25 protein-coding genes are annotated in these 19,157 nt (G+C 56.0%); 7 read left to right on the top strand and 18 right to left on the bottom strand.

From position 1 onward, the window contains the following. The first annotated feature begins 9 nt into the window (after positions 1 to 9). Positions 10 to 747: an alanyl-tRNA editing protein gene (locus tag GGQ73_RS20375; RefSeq protein WP_183897644.1), complete on the top strand. Its 738-nt coding sequence runs from the start codon at positions 10 to 12 to the stop codon at positions 745 to 747. 17 nt (positions 748 to 764) lie between these two features. Continuing rightward, positions 765 to 2,186 carry a 3-mercaptopyruvate sulfurtransferase gene (gene sseA, locus GGQ73_RS23270; RefSeq protein WP_183897645.1) on the top strand — a complete coding sequence of 474 codons (1,422 nt, stop codon included), beginning with the start codon at positions 765 to 767 and terminating at the stop codon, positions 2,184 to 2,186. A 51-nt stretch (positions 2,187 to 2,237) separates the two neighbouring features. On the opposite strand, the gene GGQ73_RS20385 is transcribed toward sseA, so the two are convergent. Further along, positions 2,238 to 3,128 (bottom strand): DUF4344 domain-containing metallopeptidase, encoded by an 891-nt coding sequence (locus GGQ73_RS20385; RefSeq protein WP_234911046.1) that lies wholly within the window; start codon positions 3,126 to 3,128, stop codon positions 2,238 to 2,240. Positions 3,129 to 3,272: 144 nt separating this feature from the next. Between GGQ73_RS20385 and GGQ73_RS20390 the strand changes: the two genes are divergently transcribed. The 5 genes from GGQ73_RS20390 (at position 3,273) to msrQ (ending at position 8,111) form a co-directional block, all read left to right on the top strand. Further along, the gene (locus tag GGQ73_RS20390; protein ID WP_183897646.1) at positions 3,273 to 3,740 is read left to right on the top strand and encodes a DUF1203 domain-containing protein; all 468 of its coding nucleotides are present in this window, start codon (positions 3,273 to 3,275) and stop codon (positions 3,738 to 3,740) included. Positions 3,741 to 3,829: 89 nt separating this feature from the next. Further along, positions 3,830 to 4,165, top strand: coding sequence for a PilZ domain-containing protein (locus GGQ73_RS20395; protein WP_183897647.1), 336 nt, complete (start codon positions 3,830 to 3,832; stop codon positions 4,163 to 4,165). Between the two features lie 127 nt (positions 4,166 to 4,292). After that, positions 4,293 to 6,281, top strand: coding sequence for a bifunctional 2',3'-cyclic-nucleotide 2'-phosphodiesterase/3'-nucleotidase (locus GGQ73_RS20400; RefSeq protein WP_183897648.1), 1,989 nt, complete (start codon positions 4,293 to 4,295; stop codon positions 6,279 to 6,281). A gap of 226 nt (positions 6,282 to 6,507) precedes the next feature. Continuing rightward, on the top strand, positions 6,508 to 7,449 hold the full coding sequence (msrP, locus tag GGQ73_RS20405) for a protein-methionine-sulfoxide reductase catalytic subunit MsrP (RefSeq protein WP_183897649.1): 942 nt from the start codon (positions 6,508 to 6,510) through the stop codon (positions 7,447 to 7,449). A gap of 2 nt (positions 7,450 to 7,451) precedes the next feature. After that, the gene (gene msrQ / locus GGQ73_RS20410) at positions 7,452 to 8,111 is read left to right on the top strand and encodes a protein-methionine-sulfoxide reductase heme-binding subunit MsrQ (RefSeq protein WP_183897650.1); all 660 of its coding nucleotides are present in this window, start codon (positions 7,452 to 7,454) and stop codon (positions 8,109 to 8,111) included. A 186-nt stretch (positions 8,112 to 8,297) separates the two neighbouring features. On the opposite strand, the gene GGQ73_RS20415 is transcribed toward msrQ, so the two are convergent. The 17 genes from GGQ73_RS20415 to rplN all read right to left on the bottom strand — a co-directional run bounded on the left by GGQ73_RS20415 (position 8,298) and on the right by rplN (position 19,048). Further along, positions 8,298 to 9,278 (bottom strand): hypothetical protein, encoded by a 981-nt coding sequence (locus GGQ73_RS20415; protein ID WP_183897651.1) that lies wholly within the window; start codon positions 9,276 to 9,278, stop codon positions 8,298 to 8,300. Between the two features lie 286 nt (positions 9,279 to 9,564). Continuing rightward, entirely contained in the window at positions 9,565 to 9,990 is a 426-nt protein-coding gene (gene rplQ / locus GGQ73_RS20420; RefSeq protein ID WP_174152673.1) for a 50S ribosomal protein L17, read from the bottom strand. Positions 9,991 to 10,122: 132 nt separating this feature from the next. Further along, the gene (locus GGQ73_RS20425) at positions 10,123 to 11,133 is read right to left on the bottom strand and encodes a DNA-directed RNA polymerase subunit alpha (RefSeq protein WP_045230760.1); all 1,011 of its coding nucleotides are present in this window, start codon (positions 11,131 to 11,133) and stop codon (positions 10,123 to 10,125) included. 187 nt (positions 11,134 to 11,320) lie between these two features. Beyond that, positions 11,321 to 11,710: a 30S ribosomal protein S11 gene (gene rpsK / locus GGQ73_RS20430; protein ID WP_174152672.1), complete on the bottom strand. Its 390-nt coding sequence runs from the start codon at positions 11,708 to 11,710 to the stop codon at positions 11,321 to 11,323. A gap of 137 nt (positions 11,711 to 11,847) precedes the next feature. Then, positions 11,848 to 12,216, bottom strand: coding sequence for a 30S ribosomal protein S13 (rpsM, locus tag GGQ73_RS20435; protein ID WP_067643674.1), 369 nt, complete (start codon positions 12,214 to 12,216; stop codon positions 11,848 to 11,850). Between the two features lie 221 nt (positions 12,217 to 12,437). Continuing rightward, positions 12,438 to 13,052, bottom strand: coding sequence for an adenylate kinase (locus GGQ73_RS20440; RefSeq protein ID WP_183897652.1), 615 nt, complete (start codon positions 13,050 to 13,052; stop codon positions 12,438 to 12,440). After that, positions 13,049 to 14,389, bottom strand: coding sequence for a preprotein translocase subunit SecY (secY, locus tag GGQ73_RS20445; RefSeq protein WP_174152670.1), 1,341 nt, complete (start codon positions 14,387 to 14,389; stop codon positions 13,049 to 13,051). The genes GGQ73_RS20440 and secY overlap by 4 nt, the downstream gene beginning before the upstream one ends. A gap of 316 nt (positions 14,390 to 14,705) precedes the next feature. Continuing rightward, positions 14,706 to 15,185: a 50S ribosomal protein L15 gene (gene rplO / locus GGQ73_RS20450; protein WP_174152669.1), complete on the bottom strand. Its 480-nt coding sequence runs from the start codon at positions 15,183 to 15,185 to the stop codon at positions 14,706 to 14,708. 16 nt (positions 15,186 to 15,201) lie between these two features. Further along, positions 15,202 to 15,408, bottom strand: coding sequence for a 50S ribosomal protein L30 (gene rpmD / locus GGQ73_RS20455; RefSeq protein ID WP_045230765.1), 207 nt, complete (start codon positions 15,406 to 15,408; stop codon positions 15,202 to 15,204). Positions 15,409 to 15,419: 11 nt separating this feature from the next. Continuing rightward, positions 15,420 to 15,989: a 30S ribosomal protein S5 gene (gene rpsE / locus GGQ73_RS20460; RefSeq protein WP_045230766.1), complete on the bottom strand. Its 570-nt coding sequence runs from the start codon at positions 15,987 to 15,989 to the stop codon at positions 15,420 to 15,422. Positions 15,990 to 16,107: 118 nt separating this feature from the next. Next, positions 16,108 to 16,470 carry a 50S ribosomal protein L18 gene (gene rplR, locus GGQ73_RS20465; protein ID WP_045230767.1) on the bottom strand — a complete coding sequence of 121 codons (363 nt, stop codon included), beginning with the start codon at positions 16,468 to 16,470 and terminating at the stop codon, positions 16,108 to 16,110. Between the two features lie 12 nt (positions 16,471 to 16,482). Further along, a complete protein-coding gene (gene rplF / locus GGQ73_RS20470) occupies positions 16,483 to 17,016 on the bottom strand; it encodes a 50S ribosomal protein L6 (protein WP_183897653.1) in 534 nt (177 codons plus the stop codon). Between the two features lie 42 nt (positions 17,017 to 17,058). Next, a complete protein-coding gene (gene rpsH / locus GGQ73_RS20475; RefSeq protein ID WP_042618522.1) occupies positions 17,059 to 17,457 on the bottom strand; it encodes a 30S ribosomal protein S8 in 399 nt (132 codons plus the stop codon). 12 nt (positions 17,458 to 17,469) lie between these two features. After that, entirely contained in the window at positions 17,470 to 17,775 is a 306-nt protein-coding gene (gene rpsN / locus GGQ73_RS20480; protein ID WP_042618523.1) for a 30S ribosomal protein S14, read from the bottom strand. Positions 17,776 to 17,808: 33 nt separating this feature from the next. Continuing rightward, the gene (gene rplE, locus GGQ73_RS20485) at positions 17,809 to 18,366 is read right to left on the bottom strand and encodes a 50S ribosomal protein L5 (protein ID WP_174152667.1); all 558 of its coding nucleotides are present in this window, start codon (positions 18,364 to 18,366) and stop codon (positions 17,809 to 17,811) included. Then, entirely contained in the window at positions 18,359 to 18,667 is a 309-nt protein-coding gene (rplX, locus tag GGQ73_RS20490) for a 50S ribosomal protein L24 (protein ID WP_174152666.1), read from the bottom strand. The genes rplE and rplX overlap by 8 nt, the downstream gene beginning before the upstream one ends. Before the next feature lie 12 nt (positions 18,668 to 18,679). Continuing rightward, complete coding sequence (rplN, locus tag GGQ73_RS20495) at positions 18,680 to 19,048, bottom strand: 50S ribosomal protein L14 (protein ID WP_003495199.1); 369 nt, start codon at positions 19,046 to 19,048, stop codon at positions 18,680 to 18,682. Between the last annotated feature and the right edge of the window lie 109 nt (positions 19,049 to 19,157).

Consider the following 19,157-nt stretch of genomic DNA (forward strand, 5'->3'; position numbering starts at 1 on the left):
AATGCCCATATGCCTGTGAATGCCCTGTTTCGTGACGACTTCTATCTTTCCTCATGCGAAGGGGTGGTAACAGCAGTTCATGAAGATGGCGGCATAGAGTTGGATCAAACCTGCTTTTATGCCACATCGGGCGGCCAGCCGGGCGACACGGGCTTTCTGGAAAGAGGCGACGGCTCGAAGATCGAGATTGCCGTCGCTAAACACGGCACCGACAAGAGTATCATCATCCATGTCCCCACCGAGGGACAAGCTTCTCCCGAGGTCGGTGAAAAGCTGACGCTCCATATCGATTGGCCACGTCGCTACAAGCTGATGCGCATGCACACCGCCTGCCATCTTCTCTCAGTGGTCTGCCCCTGGCCGATTACGGGAGCTGCCGTCGGCGAAGACGAATCGCGCGTCGATTTTGATATGTCGGAGACCTTCGACAAGGACGAGGTGACGAAAAAGCTGATGGCGTTGGTGAACGAAAACCACCCGATTTTTCTCACCTGGATCACCGATGAAGAACTGGCCGCCAATCCTGATCTCGTGAAATCCAAGAATGTCCGTCCGCCCCTTGGGCTGGGGCGCGTCAGCCTTGTCTGCATTGGCGAAAACTCTGCGGTTGACAGCCAGCCCTGCGGGGGCACTCATGTTAACAACACGCAGGATGTCGGCGATATCCACATCGCTAAAATTGAAAAAAAGGGCAAGGAAAACCGCCGCTTCCGAATTCGTTTCGGCAATCCCGGCGCATCCACCTGATGTCTGGGAGAAATAGAGTGAGCGCGGACAAAAGTCGTTTCGTCGTTTCAGCGGACTGGGTCGAGCAGCAGCTTGGTACCCCGCATTTTCGCTTGGTCGATGCCTCCTGGTATCTGCCGGCCCACAAGCGCAACGGCAAAGAAGAATACGTCGCCGGTCACATTCCCGGGGCGGTGTTTTTCGATCAGGACGCGATCGCAGATCACGACACCGGTCTGCCGCATTCTCTGCCCTCGCCCCAGTTCTTCGCTGAACGGGTCGGCGAACTTGGCATCGGCGAAAGCGACACGATCGTCGTCTATGATGGTCCGGGTTTCTTCTCTGCACCGCGCGTGTGGTGGATGCTGCGGGTAATGGGCGCCGACAAGGTTTATGTCCTAGACGGAGGCCTGGATGGCTGGAAGGCGGCGGGCAAGTCCTTGGATACAGGCGTGACAGAGGTCGAGCCCTCAACATTCGATGTGCACTTCAAGCCGAAACGCGTCACGTCGTTTGCAGCGATGCGGTCCATCGTGGACAGCGGCGAGGAGCAGATTGCCGATGCCCGCGGTGCAGGCCGTTTCACCGGCGAAGAGGCTGAGCCGCGTGCGGGAATGCGCTCTGGCCATATGCCCGGCGCACGCAACCTGCCTGCAACTGCTTTTTCCGAGAACGGCCATTTCAAGGATCTGCCGACCATCCGCAAGATGATATCGGAGGCGGGTATCGACCTGTCGCAACCCATCGTGACCAGCTGTGGATCTGGCGTGACGGCTGCGGTCATTACGCTGGCGCTGGAATCGCTTGGGCATGCTGACAATTCGCTCTATGACGGTTCATGGGCCGAGTGGGGCAGCAAGGAAGACACCGCCATCGTCACAGGTCCTGCCGAACCGATAAAGGAACAGCCGCAGGGACCCCTCAAAGCGCATGTCACGCAGCTGGAAATGACATCGGCTCCGAAGGTCAGCTTGCCCGTGCCGGTCAATATCCAGACAGCCATCATGCGCACCACGGATATTCCCTTGCACTTCTACCGCTACCTCTATTGGCGTGTGGGCAAACGCTGGCACTGGCATAAACGCATGCGCATGAGCGACGCTGAGCTTTCCGCCACATTGCGCGACCCTGCCAATTCGGTGACCGTCCTTTACATGAACGGTGCGCCTGCGGGTTTCTTCGAACTGCACAAGCTGGATACCGACGTGACCGAGCTGTCCTATTTCGGCTTGATGGAAGAGGCGATCGGTGCGGGTGTGGGCAAATGGTTTTTGCTTCAGGCTCTTTATTCCGCCTGGCAGGACAACCCGAAAAAGATCACCGTCTCCACCAACACGCTGGACCACCCCCGTGCGCTTCAGCTCTACCAAATGATGGGTTTTTCGCCCGTCAGCACCTATGAGACATGGGTCGAACCGCTGACGGATACGGAATATCTGGAAATTTCCAGGCGGGGTTAAGCCGCCTGCCGTTATCCTCTGCCCATCAGAGGATAACGGTTGAGGACAGAATCAGAGCTCCTGCCCAAGGTTTACCGCTGTGGGAATTTCCTGGGCTGGGCCGCTTTCCTTTTCGCTGCCACCGGCGGAAAGATGTCCGGCAATCAGCTCGCCGTGAAACTTTGCGATCTCGTAACAGTAGGTGATCTCGCGCTTTTCCTCTGACCAGTAGATATCGGGTCGTCCGCAGCTGCGCGCCGTCAACTTGACGTCTCCCTTGAGGCGATAACCGTCGAAGCTGCGCGCGATCAGGTCGAGAACCTTGGATTCCTTGACGATGGTCGCGTAGATATCCAGAAAGGGATCGCGCACCGGCTCGTAATTCGCGACAAACTTTGTCGTTCCGGCTTTTGCCACATAGGGCTTCAGCGCCTCGTTCCAGCGAGAAACGGTCTGTGGGTAGGCGGTTTCGCAAGCCTTCCAGTCATCTTTCGGAAGCCCCATCATGTCGGCCAGGTCACCATAGCCGCCAGCGTCCTTGCCAACCATCAGGCAGGCCATCTGCCGGTCGCGTGCCGTGTTGGGCACCAGTGACGAATAGAGAGGAGCATTGTGGTCCGGCAGGGCTTGGCCCGAGCGGGCCAGATACCAGCTGTCGGTTGCGTTGACGATGGCAGTATCCAGCCACTCTTCATTGGCTTCGAGCATCATGGTCGCCGCCAGTTGATCGGCGCCGTCGTTTCCGGCTTCCGTCTGGGGGAGAGAAAGGTCGGATATCAGCATGCGCGACGCTTCATGATAAAGACCGAAAATCGCGTTTCCGATCACGAAGTTGACTGTTTGCTGCAATTGCTCGTCGGAAAGATCGTCCAAGGCGGGCGCTGTTTGCGCGTGGGCTACAGGTGAAAGAAGCGAGAAAACGGTGACCAGAGATACGGTGATCAACCTGCGCAGCATGGGCATGAACTTTCCAGAAAGAGGATGTTCGATTGATTGCCACACTCAACGGCACAAGCAATGGGGTGGTTGCCTTCCGACGCAAGAAACGGGTGGATACACGCATGTTTGAAGAGCATAGCGACAAACAAGCAACGCAAAGGAGCCGCTATGACACAGATCACTTTTACCGCCATGCATACAGACGAGTCGGAAGCCTTCCGCCTCGGCAAACCGGATGCCAATGGCCAGAAACCGGAACGCTCGATCGTCTCTGGAACCCTTCCCTGTCGCGCCTGTCTTGGGCACATACGCGACGGCGAAGCGGCGCTCCTGCTGGCCTATCGCCCTTTTCCGGGCCCACAACCCTATGCGGAGACCGGCCCGATCTTCATTCACGCCGAATCATGCGGGGCGTACGCAGCGCGGGAGATATTGCCGCCCATGCTCGACAGTACCGATTATATCGTGCGTGGCTACAGCTCCGACAATCGTATCGTCTATGGCACGGGCGAAGTGACCTCGACGGGCAGAATTGCCAAGCGTGCCAGCGAGCTTCTGACGAGAGAGGATATTGCCTACGTGCATGTTCGCTCTGCGCGCAACAATTGCTATCTGTGCAGGATCGACCGGGCCTAACGTCCCATTCCCGGTTATTTTAGGGAATATCCTAAACGCTCATCAAGCCTTCCGTGCGAGTTTGGCACGATTTGGATGGGAGTGGAACGATGGCTGGCAATCTCTGCATGACAAATCGCGGTGCAAACCGCAGCAAGACCCGCATCTACGGGACGGTTCAGTATTTTACACAAACGGTACAGGGTCGCGTGGTCGATCTCTCGGCCACCGGAATGGCGCTGGAACTCGAAGGACCGTTCGCCGCCGCCAAGGGGAGCCGCGTGACTGTGCGCAGCGACGATCTGGGCTTTATCGAGGGAACAGTGCAATGGCAGCATGCGAACCGGCTTGGTCTGCAATTGCAGCTTTCCACCAATACGCTGGCACAGCTGTCCTCCTATTTCCGCTTTTTCCATGAAGAGGTGAAGCCGACCTTGGCAACATAAAATAATTTACCGGACGGTTTAAAATCCGGGACAAGTCATATGCCCTTCATTTTGATGATGGACTCCTTTCGAATTCGTTTTACGCTGCCGTCATTTCGTACAGTCAGAATTTCATCGAGGAGTTTCCATGTCTTCGCTTATCGGCCTTCATCCCATCACGCGACGGTCCCTGCTGGGCGGCATCGCGGCGTCTTCGGCACTTGTCATGCTGCATCCGTTCGCAGCCCGCGCTCAGGGCAACCAGGCGCATTTGCGCATCATGGAAACGACCGACATTCACGTCCACGTCTTCCCGTATGATTATTATGCCGACAAGCCGAACGACACGCTGGGTCTGGCGCGCACGGCCTCCATCATCGACAGCATCCGCGCCGAGGCCGGAAACTCGATGCTGGTCGATAATGGCGACTTTCTTCAGGGCAATCCGCTGGGCGACTATATTGCCTACGAGCGCGGCATGAAGGCTGGGGACAAGCACCCTGTGATCAATGCCATGAACGTACTGGGTTACGACTGCGGCACATTGGGGAACCACGAGTTCAATTACGGGCTCGATTTCATGTTCAACACGCTGGGCGGAGCAGGTTTTCCCTATGTCTGCGCAAACCTGACGAAAGGCCAGCTTGCGGCCAATCCCAAGCAGGACGATTTGTTCTTCAAACCTTATGTCATCCTCGACAAGCAGATCAAGGACGGCTCCGGCGCGACCAGCACCGTCAAGGTCGGCATCATCGGTTTCGTACCGCCGCAGATCATGATGTGGGACGCCAAGAACCTCGAGGGCAAGGCACAGACGCGCGACATCGTCGATGCCGCCAAGGCGTGGGTGCCGGCGATGAAGGAACAGGGCGCCGATATCGTCATCGCTCTCTCCCACTCCGGCATAGAAGGCAAGGGCCAGAGCGATCGCATGGAAAACGCGTCGCTCTATCTGGCTGGCGTCAAGGATATTGATGCGGTCTTCACAGGCCACCAGCATCTCGTCTTCCCCGGCCCCAAGACATGGGACGGCATTGAAGGTGCCGATCCGGTCAAGGGTACGCTGATGGGTAAACCCGCCGTCATGGCAGGGTTCTGGGGCTCACATATGGGCCTCATCGACCTATTGCTGGAAAAGGACGGCAAAAGCTGGAAGATCGTGGATTTTACCAGTGAGGCGCGCCCGATTTACCACCGCGATGAAAACCGCAAGATCGTGGCAGACGTGAAAGACAAGCCGGAGGTCATTGCCTCCGTCAAGACCGATCATGAAGCCGCACTCGCCTATGTCCGTAGACCGGTTGGCAAGACATCCGCACCGCTCTACTCCTATTTTGCGCTGGTGGCGGATGACCCCTCCGTGCAGATCGTTTCCAATGCGCAGACATGGTATATCAAGGATATGCTCAAGGACGGTCAGTACAAGGATCTGCCGGTGCTTTCGGCGGCTGCGCCCTTCAAGGCGGGCGGTCGTGGCGGCTCGGATTACTACACCGATGTCCCCGCCGGTGACATCGCCATCAAAAACGTGGCCGACCTTTACCTCTACCCCAACACGGTGCAGGCCGTGCTGATCACCGGCGCGCAGGTGAAAGACTGGCTTGAAATGTCGGCCGGCATGTTCAAGACGGTGGAGGCCGGTTCCAAAAACGCACCTTTGCTGAACAATGATTTCCCGTCCTACAATTACGATGTTATCGACGGCGTGACCTACCAGATCGATATTTCCAAGCCGCCGAAATTCGATAAGGACGGGAAGGCGATCAACCCGGAGAGCAACCGCATCGTCAATCTCCAGTTCGGTGGTAAACCCATCGACCCGGAACAGAAATTCGTCGTGGCGACCAACAATTATCGCGCCAGCGGTGGTGGCAAGTTCCCCAATATCGGCTCCGACAAGATCATCTTCGTCGCGCCTGATACCAACCGAGATGTCATCGTGCGCTATATCATCGCGCAGGGCACCATCAATCCCTCGGCAGACGATAACTGGTCGTTCGCGCCGATTGCCAATACCACGGCAGTTTTCGAAACAGGACCGAAGGGGCGGCAATTTGCCAAGGATGTAAAGGGCGCAAAGATCGAGGAAGCCGGTGACGCGTCAGAAGGCTTTGCGAAGTTCCGCCTGATCCTCTGATGCCAAGGCGAGAGGCGTATTCTCGATGATACGCCTCTCGCTCTCGCAGATTTTACCGCATTCTTCTTATTATTTTAGACATCGCATATCTTCGTCGCAAATCCGCCGCGGGACGAGCGCCAGATCCTGGCAATATTTTTTCTCGTTACGGAAAACTTTTTTGCCACTCCACACGTAATGGGTATTGAATAGCTGTTCTTCCGATCTGGCTCCGCAGGAGGTTTTCATGCCCGCTTATCATCCGCCCCGCATCCCGTTTTCAGATGTCACACCGCGTGACGTCTACCTGTCACGTCGCCATTTCCTCGGCGCGGCCGCGGGCATGGCAGCCATTGGTTTGACCGGACGCGATGCCATGGCAGCGCCGCTAACGGCCAAGCCCGGTGCCTACAAGCTGGATGAAAAGCTGACACCGCTGGACGCTGTGACGAGCTACAACAATTTCTATGAATTCGGGACGGGCAAGTCCGACCCGAAGGAAAACGCCGGAAATTTCAAACCGACCCCCTGGACCGTGAAAGTGGACGGTCTTGTCGGCAAACCACAGGAATTCGGCATCGAAGACCTGCTGAAATATCCGCTTGAAGAGCGCACCTATCGCATGCGGTGTGTCGAAGGCTGGTCCATGGCCATTCCGTGGATCGGGTTTTCTCTCTCGACCCTGCTGGACAAGGTCGAGCCGCTGGGCAGCGCCAAGTTCGTTTCGTTCGAGACCGTTGTCAGGCCGGAAGAGATGCCTGGCCAAAGCGGCCTGTTCCAGCCGCTGGAATGGCCCTATATCGAGGGATTACGCCTGGACGAAGCCCGGCACCCCCTGACCATTCTTGCCGTCGGTCTCTATGGTGAAACCTTGCCAAACCAGAACGGCGCGCCGATCCGGCTTGTCGTGCCATGGAAATATGGTTTCAAGGGCATCAAGTCCATCGTCCGTATTTCGCTTGTGGAAAAACAGCCCGAAACGACCTGGAAAAACTCCAACGCCCGCGAGTACGGCTTCTACTCGAATGTGAACCCCACGGTGGACCATCCCCGCTGGAGCCAGGCGACAGAACAACGCATCGGCGAAGGCGGTTTCTTCAGCACGCAGCGCCGACCAACGCTGATGTATAATGGCTATGACGAGGTTGCGAGCCTTTACACCGGACTGGACTTGAAGGCGAATTACTGATCATGGCGCTCGCCCTTTCGCTTCCGTCACTGCCCAAGCGTTACCAGCCAGCGGCAATCTGGGTTGTGTACGCTGTGGGCCTCGCGCCTGGTGTCTGGTACTTTTATCTCGCAGCCACCGGTGGGCTGGGCTTTAACCCGGTCAAGGAATTCGAACATCTGCTGGGCACATGGGCCTTGCGCTTCCTTTGCCTCGGGCTGGTCATCACGCCGCTGCGCGATCTCTTCAACGTCAATCTCATCGCCTACCGGAGAGCGCTGGGATTGATTGCGTTTTACTACGTACTGGCCCACTTCGCCGTGTATATCGTGCTCGACCGTGGACTGGTCTTCAGCTCTATTCTCTCCGATATTCTCAAACGCCCCTACATCATGTTCGGCATGGCGGGTCTCGTGATGCTCATTCCGCTGACGCTCACCTCGAATCGCTGGTCGATCCGCAGGCTAGGCTCCCGCTGGAACACATTGCATAAACTCTCCTACTTCATCTTGATCGCCGGCGTTCTTCACTTCGTGCTGGCGCGAAAGTCGCTGACACTCGAGCCGGTTTTCTACATATCCGTCATGCTCATCCTGCTCGGATATCGGTCGATCCGGCCTGTGATCATGGCTCGAAAGCGGGCTCGCAAAGGGGCGATCTCTTCCAGACCTCCGTCTCGTTAGGTTCTGCCACTTCCATATGCGTAACGTGACGGTCGCTATTCCAAAAAAGACACCAGCGAAGCGTTCTCGTCGTTTCCGACGTGCCGCAAAATCAAAAAAGTAGAGCATACCCGTCAAGTCGCGTTAGCTGAAATGCCAGACAAGAAAGCGCGGCGCATTTTCGCTGATATTGCTCTAGGCGCCAGATCAGCCCATGAACGCGACTTTGCTCGTTGGTACGTAAGCAGGAACAATCCACTCGACGGGTTTGAACACCAGCTTGAATTCTTTGGCCGGGTTATAAATCGTATCCTGCACCAATCCCTGAGATGTCCACTGTTGCTTCCACTGACCTATCGTTTCGGAGCCAAGCGCAATATTACCGCTTTTCGGCTGCAATGTGCTTGGGTATATGCCATGAGCGCTTTGAACAAGCGATCGATCCGGCTGAGGCGCCTTTGCATTTTCAGCTGCAATGTGACTGAGACGAGACCATCGGCGCTCATATGGATGCCACTTATATTGCTTAAGACACATGGCTAGGACCTTAAACTGCCTGCTCCCCATCGTGTTGATGACGTCAAGGTAACGCCACAAAATCGTGAGACCGCCAGTACCGAGCATCCAGCCTTCATTGCCGAATTGTCCCTGATCGACGGCGACATGACCGTGATAAGGGATATTCGTCTTGTCGCCATAATCCTTCTTGAAATCCACCACGCTTTTTGATGCGAGCACATCCTCGAACGAACGAAGATTAGCGTTGAGGAAGTCATTCAGGGTCTCTCCCGCCCCACGCTTCGTGGCCTTATACGTCATCTCCGCTTTGTAGATCTGATTGGCCACAGATTTGTTGAATGCGCTCGCGAATTTTTGATCTTCGACGAAAAGTTTTCTGAGAGATAGATTTACTGGTGTGCCGGTGCCCCCCAGAAAATGCGCGAGATTGCTGCTCGCCAGCGTGTCACGGTTGTTTTCTTTCAACTGTGACCACGCTTTTGCTAAAAATTGCTGATCATTGTAGGTCTGATTGTGCGTCGATAAAGCGTGGGTCCAATTCCAAGCGCCCCACATTAGCACAGGGTAGGCATCACCATCCAACTTACCGGTCACATTGGACGGCTGGGTTATTGCGTCATAGAGCGAATTTGCCTTCGCTATCTCCTGATCGCTCACTGGACGTGTCATTGCTACCACCCTCACCTTTGATCAATGAGCGGATGACCGCTTCCGCGTATCACCTGCTCGCCCGCTTCTGATGAATTCGATCGAACAGTCCCAGCCACAAATAATTCAACTGATGGCAGAAAATATCCAACCAAAACGGGCATAATTATGTTGATGCTTGGAAAAATAGTCACCCATCCAACGACGGCCCCGACGAAGATCGGAAAAAAGCCACCGCAAACGCAAAAAAAGCCGGGTGATTGCTCACCCGGCTTTCAAGACAACTGGCACTTTTCAGCGCCTGATATTATGCAGCTTCGGCTTCGGCAGCCTCTGCAGCGACGCGAGCCTTGTCGGCCTTGCCCTTGGCATCGACATCGCGCTCGACGAACTCGATGACAGCGAGAGCCGCATTGTCGCCCTGGCGGTAGCCGGCCTTCATGATGCGAAGGTAGCCGCCGTTGCGGGTTGCGTAACGTTCAGCGATCGCATCGAACAGCTTGCGAACGGCGTCCTGATCCTTGATCTGCGACAGTGCCTGACGACGAGCGTGCAGGTCGCCGCGCTTGCCGAGCGTCACAAGGCGCTCGACGATCGGACGGATTTCCTTTGCCTTTGGCAAAGTTGTTACGATCTGCTCATGCGTGATGAGCGAAGCAGCCATGTTGGCAAACATTGCCTTGCGGTGGCTGGCGGTTCTATTGAGCTTGCGGCCTGAATTTCCGTGGCGCATTGCTATTCTCCTTTATGCAGGTTCCTATCCGGACCTGCCGTTTCCTGGCACATGCAGGCAACCTGTCTTTTAAGACGGCGCCTGTTGTTTGACGGGGAAAGGCAGTCTTTAGCGGGCCTGCCTTCTTATTGGTTAATACTGGTCTTCGTAGCGCTTTGCGAGATCTTCAATGTTCTCTGGTGGCCATGCGGGCACTTCCATGCCGAGATGCAGACCCATGGAAGCGAGAACTTCCTTGATTTCGTTAAGCGACTTGCGACCGAAATTCGGTGTGCGAAGCATTTCGGCTTCGGTCTTCTGAATGAGGTCGCCGATATAGACGATGTTGTCGTTCTTCAGGCAGTTGGCCGAACGAACAGACAGTTCCAACTCGTCGACCTTCTTGAGAAGCGCCGGGTTGAATGCCAGTTCGGTCACAGATTCTTCTTCTGCTTCCTTCTGCGGCTCGTCGAAGTTGACGAAGACGCCGAGCTGGTCCTGAAGAATACGAGCGGCAAAGGCAACGGCATCTTCGCCGGAAACCGAACCGTTGGTCTCGATCGTCATGATCAACTTGTCGTAATCAAGAACCTGACCTTCACGGGTGTTTTCCACCTTGTAGGACACTTTCTTGACCGGAGAATAAAGGCTGTCCACCGGAATAAGGCCGATAGGGGCATCTTCTGCGCGGTTACGATCTGCGGGCACATAGCCCTTGCCATTGTTGACGGTGAATTCCATGCGGATTTCAGCGCCTTCGTCCAGCGTGCAGATGACGTGGTCGGGGTTGAGGATTTCGATATCGCCAACCGTCTGGATATCGCCAGCAGTTACCGAACCTGGACCCTGCTTGCGCACGACCATACGCTTGGAATCGTCACCATCCATCTTGATGGCAATTTCCTTGATGTTCAGAACGATGTCCGTCACATCTTCCCGAACGCCGGGAATGGAGGAGAACTCGTGCAGAACGCCATCAATCTGTACCGCAGTTACAGCAGCGCCACGCAGAGACGACAAGAGAACGCGGCGAAGCGCGTTACCGAGTGTCAGGCCGAAACCCCGCTCAAGCGGCTCGGCAACGAGTGTCGCCTTCGTGCGGCTCGAAGAGGTGAACTCGACCTTGTTGGGCTTGATCAGTTCCTGCCAATTCTTTTGAATCATCTTTAAACCTTCCGTTCGCCGCCACCATCCAATCGTGGCGGACCGAGCATGATCACCGAGAGGAACTTAAAACGTTCATCGGAGGGTTTGAAGCGTCGGAAGACCGGTCAAGCCGGCAACCCCCACGCCGATTACGCGAAAATTCCGCCAAACCGAAGGTAAGGCGGAACTCCCAGACAGAAACGCGTTAGACGCGACGCTTCTTGCGCGGGCGGCAACCGTTGTGCGGGATCGGCGTCACATCGCGGATGGACGTGATCATGAAACCGGCGGCCTGTAGCGCGCGAAGAGCAGATTCGCGACCGGAACCCGGACCGCAAACTTCAACTTCCAGCGTCTTCATGCCGTGTTCCTGCGCCTTCTTGGCAGCATCTTCAGCAGCGATCTGGGCGGCAAACGGTGTCGACTTGCGCGAACCCTTGAAGCCCTTGGCACCAGCAGACGACCAGGCAATTGCGTTGCCCTGCGCGTCAGTGATGGTGATCATCGTATTGTTGAAGGTCGAATTAACGTGCGCAACGCCCGTCGTGATATTCTTACGTTCGCGACGTTTAACGCGAGCGGCTTCCTTAGCCATGGTATACCTTTCATTGATCTCTGCACCGCCGTAACACCAGCGGCTACACCGGCGATCAGCCTCTTAGAAGCCTTTCGCCAAACTCAGAAAGGCTGGTGCGGCTTGCACCAGCCCTCCCTCTCCGGAAAACCGGAAGATTACTTCTTCTTACCTGCAATCGCCTTCGCTGGACCCTTGCGAGTACGAGCGTTGGTGTGCGTGCGCTGACCGCGTACGGGCAAGCCGCGACGGTGACGCAGACCACGGTAGCAACCGAGGTCCATAAGACGCTTGATGTTCATCGAAGTCTCACGACGAAGATCACCCTCGACGCGATAGTCGCGATCGATTGCTTCGCGGATCTGAAGGACTTCAGCGTCCGTCAGCTGATGAACGCGCTTCTCAGCCGGAATACCGACCTTTGCAACGATTTCCTGCGCGAATTTCGTGCCAATCCCATGGATATAGGTCAAGGCGATAACAACGCGCTTAGCCGTTGGGATGTTGACGCCAGCGATACGTGCCACGTCTATTCTCCTTGCGTTCCAGTTGCCATCCGGCAAGTGGTGCTTTCATTTGAGCGGCACGACTGCCGCCAGTTCAAAATTCGTGTTCGTCACAAGCTAAAACGACCGAACCCGGACTTTCCTTCCCTAAAGGAAAATCCGCGCCAGTCGCTTGGGTTGTCGCGAGTTGGCGCGGTGTAACGGAATCGGTTCAAAAAAGCAACCGGGGCCGTTAAGATTCTTTAGTTATGCGCAACTGAGGATGCAGAGTCGCGTTCTTTTTCAAGAACGCGCTCGATCGCTGCGGTGACGACATCCACATGGGCCATGCCATCGAGTACAACGAGATCGCCCTGCCCCTGGTAATATTCGGACAATGGAGCAGTCTTTTCGCGGTATTCCGACAAACGCTTGCGGAAAGATTCCGGATTGTCGTCCGAGCGCACCGTACCGCCAGCCGCAACCGTCTCAGCCACGCGGTTTTCGATTCGGCGCACCAGCGCTTCCTCGTCCACCTTCAGTTCGATGACAGCATCGAGATCGATACCCTTGTCGCGTAGGTTTTCGCCCAGCGCCTTTGCCTGCGGAACGGTTCGTGGGTATCCATCCAGGATGAACCCCTTGGCACAGTCCGCCTGCTCTATGCGTTCGGAAACGATCTGATTGACGATATCGTCAGATACGAGACCACCCGCGTCCATGACTTCCTTGGCGCGTTTGCCAATCTCAGATCCGTCGCTGACCGCAGCACGAAGCATGTCGCCGGTCGACAGTTGTGGAATGCCATACTTATCCGTCAGGCGTTTTGCCTGGGTGCCCTTGCCTGCACCCGGTGGTCCCAAAAATATCAGTCTCATCGTCCCCTCTTTCCTCCACGCAGTTTCGATTTCTTGATCAGCCCCTCATACTGCTGGGCAATCAGGTGACCCTGAATCTGTGCAACGGTATCAAGAGTTACACTGACTACGATCAAAAGCGAAGTACCACCAAGGGCTAATGGTATGCCCGTCCGCGCGATCAGCGTTTCGGGAAGAATACAGACGAACACGAGATAGATGGCACCGACGACGGTGATTCTGGTCAAGACGTAGTCGATGTATTCAGCCGTCCGTTCGCCTGGACGAATGCCGGGAATAAAGCCACCGTGCTTCTTCAGATTGTCAGCCGTATCCTTCGGATTGAAAACGATCGCGGTATAGAAGAAGGCAAAGAACGCAATCAGGAGACCGTAGAGGAACATGAATAGAGGCTGGCCGTGCTGAAGCGACGCGATAATGGTCGTTGCCCAAGGCGGCAGATTAGTGCTGTTGGTGAAGCCCGCTGCGGTCGCTGGCAGAAGCAGCAGCGACGATGCGAAGATCGCGGGAATGACACCAGCCGTATTCAGCTTCAACGGCAGGTGAGACGTATCGCCCTGGAACATCCGGTTGCCAACCTGTCGCTTTGGATACTGGATCAAAAGACGTCGCTGGGCGCGCTCTACAAAGACGATCAGGGCAATGACGCCGATGGCGACCACGAGTACGGTCAGAATCACAGGTGTCGAGATGGCACCCTGACGACCGAGCTCGAGCGTGCCGGCCAGTGCCTTTGGAAGACCCGCTGCGATACCCGCAAAGATGATCAGCGAAATACCGTTGCCGATACCACGCGACGTGATCTGCTCACCGAGCCACATCAGGAACATCGTGCCGCCGAGCAGCGTGATGACCGTGGAAACGCGGAAGAACCAGCCGGGATCGATCACGAGCCCTGCCCCGCTCTCAAGTCCTGCTGCGATGCCGTAGGCCTGCAACGTTCCGAGAAGCACGGTACCGTAACGCGTGTACTGATTGATGATCTTGCGGCCCGCTTCGCCTTCCTTTTTCAAGGCTTCGAGCGACGGCACGACGGACGTCATGAGCTGCACGATGATCGATGCGGAAATATAGGGCATGATGCCGAGCGCGAAAATCGCCATGCGCTCTACCGCGCCGCCCGCAAACATGTTGAAAAGACCGAGAATTCCGTTGGCCTGCCCCTGGAAGGCGCGTGCGAAAGCTTCCGGGTTCAAACCTGGAAGCGGAATATGCGTGCCAAGGCGATAAACGAGAAGTGCGGCAAGGGTAAACCAAAGACGCTTTTTCAGATCTTCAGCTTTCGCGAAGGTCGAAAAATTCAGGTTTGAGGCCAGTTGTTCCGCTGCTGAAGCCATAAATTTCTCCGCATGACCCTTGTCCAGCGGCACGGAAACCGGCAATTCCGGAAAAGGTCTAAAAGATACTGGTTCAAAAACCGGGCTTTGGACGGATCACGGCTTTATTGCCGATCAACATGCCTCACCCTTGTTTTCGTTCGTCCGTTTCGCATTCCGATGAACACTTGCGAACTGTGAGGCTCTCCCCGCGACACGACCGCATCGCTTGAGAGTATTCGCGTAATCCTCGTTTAATCGATTAGGATTCAAAGGCTTATGCGACTTCTAGAGCAAACGCCCGGAGTGAAACACACCGGGCGTTCGTTGTCTTATATTACTCTGCGGCCTGCGCTGCAACAGCCAGAAGCTTGATGGAACCACCAGACTTCTCGATTTTTTCAACAGCTGTCTTGGAAGCGCCGGCAACTTCGAAGGAAACCTTCGTTGTCAGCTCGCCATCAGCCAGGATGCGAACGCCATCCTTGAGGCGACGGATAACACCGGCAGCCTTGAGGGCAGCGGCATCAACAGTCGACTTTGCGTCCAGCTTGCCTGCATCGATGGCGGCCTGAACGCGGCCGATCGAAACTTCTGCATACTCGGACGCGAAGATGTTGTTGAAGCCACGCTTTGGCAGACGGCGGTAGATCGGCATCTGGCCGCCTTCGAAGCCGTTGACGGCAACGCCGGAACGAGCCTTCTGACCCTTGACGCCGCGACCACCGGTCTTGCCCTTACCGGAACCGATACCGCGACCTACGCGGATACGATCCTTGGTGGAGCCTTCGTTATCTTTAATTTCGTTGAGTTTCATGATGACTTCCTCCGTCTCACTTCTCGTCTACGACGCGAACGAGATGCTGGACAGCACGGATCATGCCGCGAACAGCTGGAGTATCTTCCAGAGTGCGCTGACGGTGCATCTTGTTGAGACCCAGGCCGATCAGCGTCTGGCGCTGGACAGCAGGGCGGCGAATGGGGCTGCCGATCTGTTCGACCGTAACAGTCGTCTTGGCTTCAGTAGTCTTCTTGGCCATGATACTGCTCCTTATTCTTCAGCAGCGTTGCCGGAAGCGGCGCGGCGAGACTGAAGGGTCGCATACTTCAGACCACGCTGTGCAGCGACGTCCTTAGGATGAACCTGGTGCTTCAGAGCGTCGAACGTTGCGCGAACCATGTTGTATGGGTTCGAGGAACCGGTCGACTTGGCGACGACGTCATGAACGCCGAGCGTTTCGAAAACAGCGCGCATCGGACCACCGGCGATGATACCGGTACCAGCCTTCGCGGAGCGAAGAAGAACCTTGCCAGCGCCGTGACGACCATTGACGTCATGGTGCAGCGTACGGCCATCGCGCAGCGGTACAAAGATCAGATCGCGCTTAGCGCTTTCCGTTGCCTTGCGGATCGCTTCAGGCACTTCACGAGCCTTGCCGTGACCAAAGCCAACGCGGCCCTTCTGGTCGCCAACAACGACGAGAGCAGCAAAACCGAAACGACGGCCGCCCTTCACAACTTTCGCAACGCGGTTGATCGCTACCAGCTTGTCAACGAATTCGCTGTCGCGCTCTTCGCGGTTCTGGCGGTCGTCGCGAGAACCTCTTTTTTCCTGTGCCATTGTCCTTGTCCTTTTTCTTTTACGGGTGGAACGGCAAACGAAAAGACCATCGGCTTCATCTCTGAAACCCGCATGGTCCGGTGAAAACCTGCCCGGATGTGACCGGGCAGGTAAAAGATTAGAAGTTCAGACCGCCTTCGCGGGCAGCTTCAGCCAAGGCCTTGATGCGGCCGTGGTAAATGAAGGCGCCGCGATCGAATACGACATCCTTAACGCCAGCCTTGCCGGCGCGTTCGGCAACCAGCTTGCCAACTGCGGCCGCTGCTGCAACGTCCGCACCCGTCTTCAAGGACGAGCGCAGATCCGTATCGAGTGTCGAGGCAGACGCAAGCGTCTTGCCGGCGACATCATCGATAACCTGAACGTAGATGTTCTTCGACGAGCGATGAACCGACAGGCGCGGGCGACCGTTGGCAACCGCCTTAATCTGGCGGCGCACGCGGCTCGCGCGACGTGCAAGTGCTTCTTTCCTGCTAGCCATTTCGCGTGATCCTTACTTCTTCTTGCCTTCTTTGCGGATGATCCGTTCTTCGGCGTACTTGACGCCTTTGCCCTTGTAGGGCTCGGGACCACGGTATTCGCGGATTTCCGCGGCAACCTGACCGACCTGCTGCTTGTTGATACCCGAAACGATGATTTCCGTAGGCTTCGGAACGGCAATCGTGATGCCTTCCGGAGTCTGGTAAACCACGTCGTGGCTGAAACCGAGTGCCAGCTGCAGGTTCTTGCCCTGCATGGCAGCACGATAACCAACGCCGTTGATTTCGAGCTTGCGTTCGTAGCCGTCCTTGACACCCTTGAAGATGTTCTCGACCATCGTGCGGGACATGCCCCACTTGGAACGAGCTTCCTTGCTGTCGCTGGACGGCGTTACGGACACCGCGTTATCTTCCAGTTTAACCTGAACTTCGTCATTGGCGACGAAGAACAGTTCACCCTTAGGACCCTTGGCAGTAATCTTCTGGCCGTCGACAGTGGCCGTCACACCTGCGGGAACCTGAACGGGCTTTTTACCGATACGAGACATATTTCTATCCTGTCTGTCCGTTAAGGAGATCCTTGCTCAGTCTTAGAAGACGGAGCAAAGAACCTCGCCACCAACGTTCTGTTCGCGAGCCTGGTGATCGGCCATCACACCCTTCGGAGTCGAAAGGATGGTGATACCGAGGCCGTTCGCAACCTGCGGGATGGACTTGACCGAGACATAAACTCGGCGGCCCGGCTTGGAAACGCGGCCGATCTCACGGATCACGGATGCGCCTTCGTAGTATTTCAGTTCAATCGTGAGTTCGGACTTGCCGTTCTCAAAATCAACCTTCGAATAACCGCGAATGTAGCCTTCAGCCTGAAGCACGTCGAGAACGCGTGCGCGCAGGCTGGATGCCGGTGTGTTGACCGAAGACTTGCGACGGGCTGCACCATTGCGGATTCGGGTGAGCATATCACCCAACGGATCAGTCATTGTCATGTGCCCGTCTCCTTACCAGCTGGACTTGACAATACCCGGCACCTTGCCGGAATTGCCCAACTCGCGAAGCGCAATACGCGACATCCCAAGTTTGCGGTAGAACGCGCGCGGACGGCCCGTTACTTCGCAGCGGTTGCGGATACGCGTCTTCGAGCCGTCACGCGGCAGCGAAGCGAGCTTCAGGGTTGCCTGGAACCGCTCTTCAATCGGAAGGGACTGGTTCATGACAATTGCCTTAAGGGCGGCACGCTTGCCAGCCTGTGAGGCAACCGTCTTGCGGCGGCGCTTGTTCTTTTCAACTGCGCTTGTTTTCGCCATATCGGAGTTCCTTTTCTACGCTCGTCGTTACGGTTACTGACGGAACGGGAAGTTGAACTCTGTCAAAAGAGCCCGTGCTTCGTCGTCCGAGTTTGCCGTCGTGCAAACGATGATGTCCATGCCCCACATCTGATCAACCTTATCGTAGTTGATCTCTGGGAACACAATGTGCTCCTTGATGCCCATGGCGAAGTTGCCACGGCCGTCAAAGCTCTTGGGGTTCAGACCCCGGAAGTCGCGAACGCGCGGAAGCGCGATGTTAACCAGACGATCAAGGAATTCGTACATGCGGACGCCACGAAGTGTAACCTTCGCGCCGATTGGCATGTGTTCGCGAACCTTGAAGCCCGCGATGGAATTGCGAGCCTTCGTGATGACAGGCTTCTGACCAGCAATCGCTGCCAGATCGCCAGCAGCAACCGTCGGCTTCTTGGAGTCAGCAGTTGCTTCGCCAACGCCCATGTTGATGACGATCTTGTCCAGCTTGGGGATCATCATCACGTTTGCGTAGGAGAACTTCTCCTGCATTGCGCCACGAATACGGGAAACGTATTCAGCCTTGAGACGCGGCTCGTACTTGGACTCAGCCATCGATCACTTCTCCCGAACGCTTGGCCACACGGACCTTCTTGCCATCAACAACCGAGAAACCAACGCGGGTTGGCTTGCCATCCTTATCGGCGATGGCGAGGTTGGAAATGTGCAAGGAAGCTTCCTTGTTGATGATGCCGGCTTCCTGGCCCTGGGTCTGGCGCTGGTGACGTTTCACCATGTTGACGCCACTCACAAAAGCCCGATCTTCTTTCGGCAAGACCTGTGTTACTTCGCCGGTACGGCCCTTGTCCTTACCGGTCAATACGACAACCTTGTCGCCTTTACGAATTTTCTGCATCGCTATCGCTCCTTACAGTACTTCTGGAGCCAGCGAGATGATCTTCATGTGGTTCTTTGCGCGAAGTTCGCGTGGAACCGGTCCGAAGATACGGGTGCCGATCGGCTCTTTCTTGTTATCGATAAGAACGGCTGCGTTGTTATCGAAACGGATGACGCTGCCATCAGCGCGGCGGATGTCTTTAGCGGTACGCACAACAACCGCCTTCATCACGTCGCCCTTTTTAACGCGGCCGCGCGGAATGGCTTCCTTGATCGAAACGACAATGATGTCGCCAACGGAAGCATACTTGCGCTTCGAGCCGCCCAGCACCTTGATGCACATGACACGACGTGCGCCGGAATTATCCGCCACGTCGAGGTTTGTTTGCATCTGAATCATGTCAGGTCGCCTTCTTGTTGTTACCGGACCGGTTGGGCACGTTTAACAAACAGCCCCCTGTTCCAGCTTATGAATGTCTCTGTTTTCGCGCGGAATAATCGTGACAGGG

This window comes from Rhizobium skierniewicense (assembly GCF_014196515.1).
Lineage (GTDB): Bacteria > Pseudomonadota > Alphaproteobacteria > Rhizobiales > Rhizobiaceae > Agrobacterium > Agrobacterium skierniewicense.

Excerpts from the sequence above, each read along its gene's own strand:
- GGQ73_RS20440 (WP_183897652.1), bottom strand. The coding sequence starts at position 13,052 with ATGAGACTGATATTTTTGGGACCACCGGGTGCAGGCAAGGGCACCCAG.
- GGQ73_RS20400 (WP_183897648.1), top strand. The coding sequence starts at position 4,293 with ATGTCTTCGCTTATCGGCCTTCATCCCATCACGCGACGGTCCCTGCTG.
- GGQ73_RS20390 (WP_183897646.1), top strand. The coding sequence starts at position 3,273 with ATGACACAGATCACTTTTACCGCCATGCATACAGACGAGTCGGAAGCC.
- rpmD (WP_045230765.1), bottom strand. The coding sequence starts at position 15,408 with ATGGCCAAGAAGACTACTGAAGCCAAGACGACTGTTACGGTCGAACAG.
- GGQ73_RS20395 (WP_183897647.1), top strand. The coding sequence starts at position 3,830 with ATGGCTGGCAATCTCTGCATGACAAATCGCGGTGCAAACCGCAGCAAG.
- rpsK (WP_174152672.1), bottom strand. The coding sequence starts at position 11,710 with ATGGCTAAGGAAGCCGCTCGCGTTAAACGTCGCGAACGTAAGAATATC.
- rplE (WP_174152667.1), bottom strand. The coding sequence starts at position 18,366 with ATGGCTGAGTCCAAGTACGAGCCGCGTCTCAAGGCTGAATACGTTTCC.
- GGQ73_RS20385 (WP_234911046.1), bottom strand. The coding sequence starts at position 3,128 with ATGCCCATGCTGCGCAGGTTGATCACCGTATCTCTGGTCACCGTTTTC.
- rplR (WP_045230767.1), bottom strand. The coding sequence starts at position 16,470 with ATGGCTAGCAGGAAAGAAGCACTTGCACGTCGCGCGAGCCGCGTGCGC.
- msrP (WP_183897649.1), top strand. The coding sequence starts at position 6,508 with ATGCCCGCTTATCATCCGCCCCGCATCCCGTTTTCAGATGTCACACCG.
- rpsE (WP_045230766.1), bottom strand. The coding sequence starts at position 15,989 with ATGGCACAGGAAAAAAGAGGTTCTCGCGACGACCGCCAGAACCGCGAA.
- rplF (WP_183897653.1), bottom strand. The coding sequence starts at position 17,016 with ATGTCTCGTATCGGTAAAAAGCCCGTTCAGGTTCCCGCAGGTGTGACG.
- rplO (WP_174152669.1), bottom strand. The coding sequence starts at position 15,185 with ATGAAACTCAACGAAATTAAAGATAACGAAGGCTCCACCAAGGATCGT.
- GGQ73_RS20375 (WP_183897644.1), top strand. The coding sequence starts at position 10 with ATGCCTGTGAATGCCCTGTTTCGTGACGACTTCTATCTTTCCTCATGC.
- rplQ (WP_174152673.1), bottom strand. The coding sequence starts at position 9,990 with ATGCGCCACGGAAATTCAGGCCGCAAGCTCAATAGAACCGCCAGCCAC.
- secY (WP_174152670.1), bottom strand. The coding sequence starts at position 14,389 with ATGGCTTCAGCAGCGGAACAACTGGCCTCAAACCTGAATTTTTCGACC.
- rplX (WP_174152666.1), bottom strand. The coding sequence starts at position 18,667 with ATGCAGAAAATTCGTAAAGGCGACAAGGTTGTCGTATTGACCGGTAAG.
- GGQ73_RS20415 (WP_183897651.1), bottom strand. The coding sequence starts at position 9,278 with ATGACACGTCCAGTGAGCGATCAGGAGATAGCGAAGGCAAATTCGCTC.
- GGQ73_RS20425 (WP_045230760.1), bottom strand. The coding sequence starts at position 11,133 with ATGATTCAAAAGAATTGGCAGGAACTGATCAAGCCCAACAAGGTCGAG.
- rplN (WP_003495199.1), bottom strand. The coding sequence starts at position 19,048 with ATGATTCAGATGCAAACAAACCTCGACGTGGCGGATAATTCCGGCGCA.
- rpsN (WP_042618523.1), bottom strand. The coding sequence starts at position 17,775 with ATGGCGAAAACAAGCGCAGTTGAAAAGAACAAGCGCCGCCGCAAGACG.
- rpsH (WP_042618522.1), bottom strand. The coding sequence starts at position 17,457 with ATGACAATGACTGATCCGTTGGGTGATATGCTCACCCGAATCCGCAAT.
- msrQ (WP_183897650.1), top strand. The coding sequence starts at position 7,452 with ATGGCGCTCGCCCTTTCGCTTCCGTCACTGCCCAAGCGTTACCAGCCA.